Here is a 5,784-nt window from a genome sequence, read left to right on the forward strand (position 1 = left end):
ATATTTATATGGGTATAAAATTATGAATACTATACAAAATAGAATCGCTTACCTGCCCGCCAGCTTCTTCGGAATGGTTATGGGTATGACCGGATTAAGCATCGCTTTTATCCATTTAAGTCGTCATTTCTCACAGTTCACACCGGTAGCCACCGTCAGCCTGGCTGTTGCCGTCATTGCCATGGTTATCCTCAGCTTGGCCTATGCGTATAAAATCGTTCGCTTTCTGCCTGAAGTTCGTGCCGAGTTGAAGCATCCGATCAAAATGAACTTTATGCCGGCGTTCAGCATCAGTTTACTACTGCTAAGCATTGCGTTTTACGCCGAAGATCAGGTCGCTCTATCAAAATGGCTATGGATCATCGGAACCGTGATACAGATTACTCTAACCTACTGGGTTTTGTATAACTGGGTTCACCATGATTTCTTCACGCCGGAACACTCCAACCCTTCGTGGTTTATTCCGATTGTTGGTAATATCATCGTCCCGATTGCCGGGGTTCACCACGCGCCAATGGAAATCAACTGGTTCTTTTTCTCGGTTGGTTTCGTGTTCTGGATTATCGTCAAAGCCGTATTGGTTAACCGCATTATTTTCCATGCGCCGATGCAGGATCGCTTGATCCCGACTCTGTTTATCTTTATCGCTCCACCAGCGGTCGGCTTCATCTCCTATTTGGCACTGAACGATCATCAGGTCAATCAATTTGCGATGATTTTGTACTATTTCGCCCTCTCGATGACCATGCTGATGCTGATCTCGGTACATAAGTTTTTCAAGCTTGAATTCGCCTTGTCTTGGTGGGCATTTACATTCCCGATCGCGGCAATGGTTATCGCCAGTTATGTGATGTCAAACCAGACCGGCTCGGCGGTATATAACTATATCGGTTATGCACTGCATGTCGCTTTGACACTTTTGATTCTGGCTTTGACCTATCGAACTCTGCTGGCGGTTAGAGGCAAACAAATCTGTAACGATAAACACTAACTAAGGATCGTTATGAGCAAACAGTCCGTTTATCGCTTACCGATGGAGAGTCGTGATCACGAATGCGACATTCAGGGCATTGTTAACAATGCCCACTACCAACACTATTTCGAACACGCACGGCATCGATTTCTGCAGGAACATGAAATCGAGTTCGATAAATTGGCAAAAACCGGCATTAACCTGGTGGTGCAGAAAATTGAAATCGAATATTTCGCACCGCTCAAGGCTTACGATGTTTTTGACGTCACAGTGAAAGTGAATCCTCTCAGCAGGATTCGCTATCAGTTTGAACAGGAAATCATTCATCGGCAAACCGGCAAAAAAATCAGCCGCGCTCTGACGAATGTTATCGCCGCCAACGAGAGTTTTAAACCTTTAAAAAACAGCCCTTTAAATTATTTTTTAACGAATAGTGATCATTAAATGAAAATAGCCATTACCAGCCCAAATGCTAAAACGGTTTCCGGCCACGCAGGCAAGTGCCCCGGTTATCTGGTTTTCGATGTTGAAGACGGTCAAATCGTTTCGCAAACCCATATCAAACTGGGTAAAGAACAGGTATTTAGAAATTTCTCCGGCTCCCTTTCGGCAACTCCTGAACACCCTCTAAACGGCATTCAAGGGTTTATCAGCCAAAGTATGGGAGACGGATTGATTAAGAGACTGCTAAGCGACGGCATTCAGGTACAAGTTACCGAACAAAACCTGCCGGAAAACGCTTTAAAAGAGTTTCTGACAGCACATCAGTCTGTATCCTAAAACGATATATAGGCTAAACCTCTTTCTCTCCTGGAAAATAGAAAACCCGACGATGCATCGGCAAAGTCGGGGTTTCTATTTCTAAACGACGACGGCTAATTTGTAAAAACCTTTGCGAATTACCTTTTTATCCCTTATCTTTTCTTCTATTCACGCTAAAACACACCCGTTATTTAGCTTTCATCCCGATGTATCAACCTGCTTAGAGAACCGAATGAAGAACTCGATAAAACAATTTACCATTCTCTGTTTCACTCTATTTTTAAGTGCCTGCGGCGGTTCTTCAGGAACCGAAACGGCAGCAACCACACCGACGGAAGACACCAGCTCGCAAACTGAGCAAAATAACCAGACAGATACCCTGACTCAGGCACTGGAAGCGATCTACGATCGAGTGCCGGACATCAGCATCTGCGATCAGGGGAGCCTAAAACAAACCGAAAGAGATAAAGCTCTGGCGACATTGAATCAGATTCGCGCCCTGCACGGTCTCAAGGCGGTACCCTACAATTCAGCCGACGATATTTATACCGAAAAATCGGCGCTTATCGGTGTAGCAAATGCCAAACTCGATCATTACCCGACTGCCGACTATCAATGTTTCACAAATGACGGTGCAACAGGCAGCGAAAACAGCAACTTGCACCTTAGTCGTATTCAAGGAACTGTCACTGAACTGGAAAGTTCCGACAAAAGTATTATCGAGTTTTTGATTGACGAAAACGTCGATAATATTGGGCATAGAAGATGGCTTCTCAATCCGTTTTTGGCTTATGTCTCTTATGGTCGAGTTGACGGCAAGCCGAGCGTGGATTCTCAGTGGGATTTCGCTACCGGCGTCAGCCTGAAAGTCATTAATGACGAGAATGCCGACATTTCCGATTCGACCATCGACTACATCGCCTACCCTTACGGAAATTATCCGGCTGTCTATTTCCAGAATGGATGGTATATGTCATTCTCGGTACTGGCCGACAAAATCGATTTCTGGGCCAATCAAAAGAGTGTCGATTTTTCCGCTGCCAGCATTGAAGTCACCGATAGCAACAGCCAAGCACTCAACGTGAATTCCGTCAGCTATTACAACGATGGCCGCGGTCTGCCGAATGTTCTACAGTGGAAGGTCGACGGCACCGTTAGCAATCAAGAATACACCGTAAAAATTCAAAATGTCGTCGTCTCTAATCAGACTCAAAACTACGAATATACCTTTACTATCCAGGAATAGTTAAGCCGTTCTATACTGTCCGTAGCGGATTTACTTTTAATCCGCTATCCATGTTGCCTGGATAATCTCCGCGTCAAAATCCTTAACCGAGGCTGTAAAAACATCACCGGATTGAATAACGCCTACCCCTTTCGGCGTACCGGTCATTACAATATCGCCATCTTGCAATGTCATAAAACCCTGAATCTCCGCCAGCATTTCCAGCGGCTTATGAATCATTAATGGCATATCCGCCTTTTGCACAAGGTGACCGTTTCTCTTTAATTCAAACGAAAGGCCTGCTGAGATTTCCTCAATTCCGATAAACTCGCTAAACACTACCGAACCGTCGAATGCCTTAGCTCTCTCCCATGGAAGCCCTTTCTGTTTAAGTTTGCTTTGCAACTGTCTCTTGGTCAGGTCCAGACCAAAGCCAACCGCTGAAAAGCGTCCCTCTTCAAATACAAAACACAGCTCGCCTTCATAATGCAACGGTTCCTGATGAAACGATCTCAGGCTAGTCGAAATCGCGGAATTCGGTTTAATAAAAAACACCATTTCATCCGGTATCTCATTGCCCAATTCCTCAATATGCGCATAGAAATTACGCCCTATACACACTATTTTAGAAGGCCCAATCCTTCGGGAATCAACAATTACTTCTTTCAAAAACATTCCTTCTTGAAGCTCTATTTTGGTTTTACTCAAACCTGAAAACAAAAAACCCGGCACAGATAAACTGGGCCGGGTTTCTGGTGTCTCTTAATTTTTTGAAAATTAAGATAGTTTACCTGGGTATGATTCGATACCTGGATTGTCTTTAACACCTTTAAGCTCAGGGTGGTTAACCTTCTTAAGCTTCATATCACCTTTATGGCGACGTAGGTAGTCAGCAGCAACATCCCACATCAGACGGCCGTCACCGATAGACTCAACCTGCGCCCAGCCGGCAACAGTATAGGTTTTGTTAGGATCAAGCGGAGTACCGTCATCCAGACGCATATTAGAGATACGGTTACCAAGTGTTGCATTCGGTTCACAAGCGTAGTCCATACCACCAAGACGTACCATATCACCACCAGATTGCAGGTATGGGTCTTTTTGGAATAGGTTTTCACAGATACCTTCCAGGATATCTTTCATTTGCGCGCCTGTTACAGTTGACTTGTAAGTCTCACCGTAAGTCATAGACGTTTCGTCCATGACGCGTTCCATAGTGATGGTTTCACCTGCAAGAACAGAAGTACCCCAACGAACACCGGCAGACATCGCGATTTGAGTGTCGTGCTCTTCACGAAGAGCATTAACGATGATCTGGTCCCAAGTACCCATGAAGTTACCACGACGGTATAGAGTATCTTCCGCTACCGCAAGCTCTTCACCTAGGATCTCACCATAAGTCTTACCTAAACGCTCTTTGTTTACAAACGCATCTTCACGACGAGATTCAACAATCTTGTCATCATACTTGGTGTTGTAAAGATCATCGATGAACTTCTGAACACCAGCATCAGCTGCTAGTACATTAGAGAAAACAGGTAGAAGGCTGTAATCAACACCTTTCAATTTACCGTTCTGGATGTCAAGGTCCATGCAACCAACGAATTTACCGTTAGAACCGGCGTTAGTTACGTGACATACGCCACCTTCAGGAGTTTTAACCGGAGTGGTTTTCGGAATACCGTCGTGAGTGTGACCACCGAAGATCGCATCGATACCGGAAACGCGAGAAGCCATCTTGATATCAACGTCCATACCGTTATGAGAGATCATAACGATCGCAGCAACTTTTTCGTTTTCACGGATAGAGTCAACTAATTCTTGCAACGCATCTTCACGTAGACCGAATGACCAGTCTGGGAAATTCGACTGTGGGTTAGCGTTCGCGGTACGAGGGAAAGCTTGACCGACAACCGCAATACGCTCACCATTTACAACTTTAACAGTGTAAGGTTTGAATGGACGCGCTTCGTCTTCGTTAAATAGACCCATACCGTTGTTGGCATCAACCAATTCACGGTAAGCATCACCGAATAGTGAATCTTCTTTAACACGGATGTTCTGCGCCAAGAACTCACCTTTGAAGTTGTTCAAGTTTTTAAGAACTTCCGCTTCAGTGTAAGTAAATTCCCAGTGACCGGTCATGATGTCAACACCGATCAAGTTAGACGCTTCAACCATGTCCGCACCACGAGTCCAAAGAGCCGTACCTGAACCGTGCCACAAGTCACCACCATCCATAGTAATGGTGTTTTGAGAACCGCCCGCTTGGTCGCGAAGCTTGTCTAGAAGTGTTTTAAGGTGCGCGAAACCACCAACTTTACCGTAAGTTTCAGACGCTTCTTGGAAGTTTAGGTAAGAAAAAGCGTGCGCTAGAGTCGAGCCTTCTTCGATTCCCAATTCTTTCAATAGTTTGTGACCAACAACGTGTGGCAATTTCCCGAATGCCGGACCAGTCCCCAAGTTAACATTTGGCTCACGGAAGTAGATTGGCTTCAACTGAGCGTGAGTATCGGTAATGTGCAAAAGACGAACCTTACCTTTCATTGGGCGATTGTAGATTTCAGCAGAAGCCTTAGCTGCGGCAGCTTTGTCGGCACCACCAGACATCGCAGACGCTGTACCTGGTAGCATTCCAGCAGCAGCAGCCATAGACATCACGTGAAGAAATTCTCGACGATTTAAAGACATTAGGTCTCTCCGTTGTTGTTAAAAAAAGACCCATAAACTCCAGACGATTTATGGGCTTAAATAAAATTCTGTCAAATTTAAGGGGTAGCCACCTCAAAGTCAAATAAATGAAAGTTATTCATTATTAGAAAAT

At 44.9% G+C, this 5,784-nt stretch carries 6 protein-coding genes; 4 read left to right on the forward strand and 2 right to left on the reverse strand.

Annotation, left to right across the window (positions count from 1 at the left end; translation table 11 throughout):
* Positions 1 to 22: 22 nt before the first annotated feature.
* The 4 genes from H8792_RS12210 to H8792_RS12225 all read left to right on the forward strand — a co-directional run bounded on the left by H8792_RS12210 (position 23) and on the right by H8792_RS12225 (position 2,981).
* Positions 23 to 991 (forward strand): SLAC1 anion channel family protein, encoded by a 969-nt coding sequence (locus tag H8792_RS12210; protein WP_185979272.1) that lies wholly within the window; start codon positions 23 to 25, stop codon positions 989 to 991.
* A gap of 12 nt (positions 992 to 1,003) precedes the next feature.
* Positions 1,004 to 1,417: an acyl-CoA thioesterase gene (locus H8792_RS12215; RefSeq protein WP_185979273.1), complete on the forward strand. Its 414-nt coding sequence runs from the start codon at positions 1,004 to 1,006 to the stop codon at positions 1,415 to 1,417.
* Positions 1,418 to 1,753: a NifB/NifX family molybdenum-iron cluster-binding protein gene (locus H8792_RS12220; RefSeq protein ID WP_185979274.1), complete on the forward strand. Its 336-nt coding sequence runs from the start codon at positions 1,418 to 1,420 to the stop codon at positions 1,751 to 1,753.
* A 214-nt stretch (positions 1,754 to 1,967) separates the two neighbouring features.
* Positions 1,968 to 2,981, forward strand: coding sequence for a hypothetical protein (locus H8792_RS12225; protein ID WP_185979275.1), 1,014 nt, complete (start codon positions 1,968 to 1,970; stop codon positions 2,979 to 2,981).
* Between the two features lie 36 nt (positions 2,982 to 3,017).
* On the opposite strand, the gene H8792_RS12230 is transcribed toward H8792_RS12225, so the two are convergent.
* Both H8792_RS12230 and H8792_RS12235 read right to left on the reverse strand, forming a co-directional pair.
* Entirely contained in the window at positions 3,018 to 3,629 is a 612-nt protein-coding gene (locus H8792_RS12230) for a fumarylacetoacetate hydrolase family protein (protein WP_185979277.1), read from the reverse strand.
* 108 nt (positions 3,630 to 3,737) lie between these two features.
* A complete protein-coding gene (locus tag H8792_RS12235) occupies positions 3,738 to 5,651 on the reverse strand; it encodes a 5'-nucleotidase C-terminal domain-containing protein (protein WP_185979276.1) in 1,914 nt (637 codons plus the stop codon).
* Positions 5,652 to 5,784: the final 133 nt, after the last annotated feature.

It is taken from the genome of Thiomicrorhabdus heinhorstiae (assembly GCF_013391765.2).
Taxonomy (GTDB): domain Bacteria; phylum Pseudomonadota; class Gammaproteobacteria; order Thiomicrospirales; family Thiomicrospiraceae; genus Thiomicrorhabdus; species Thiomicrorhabdus heinhorstiae.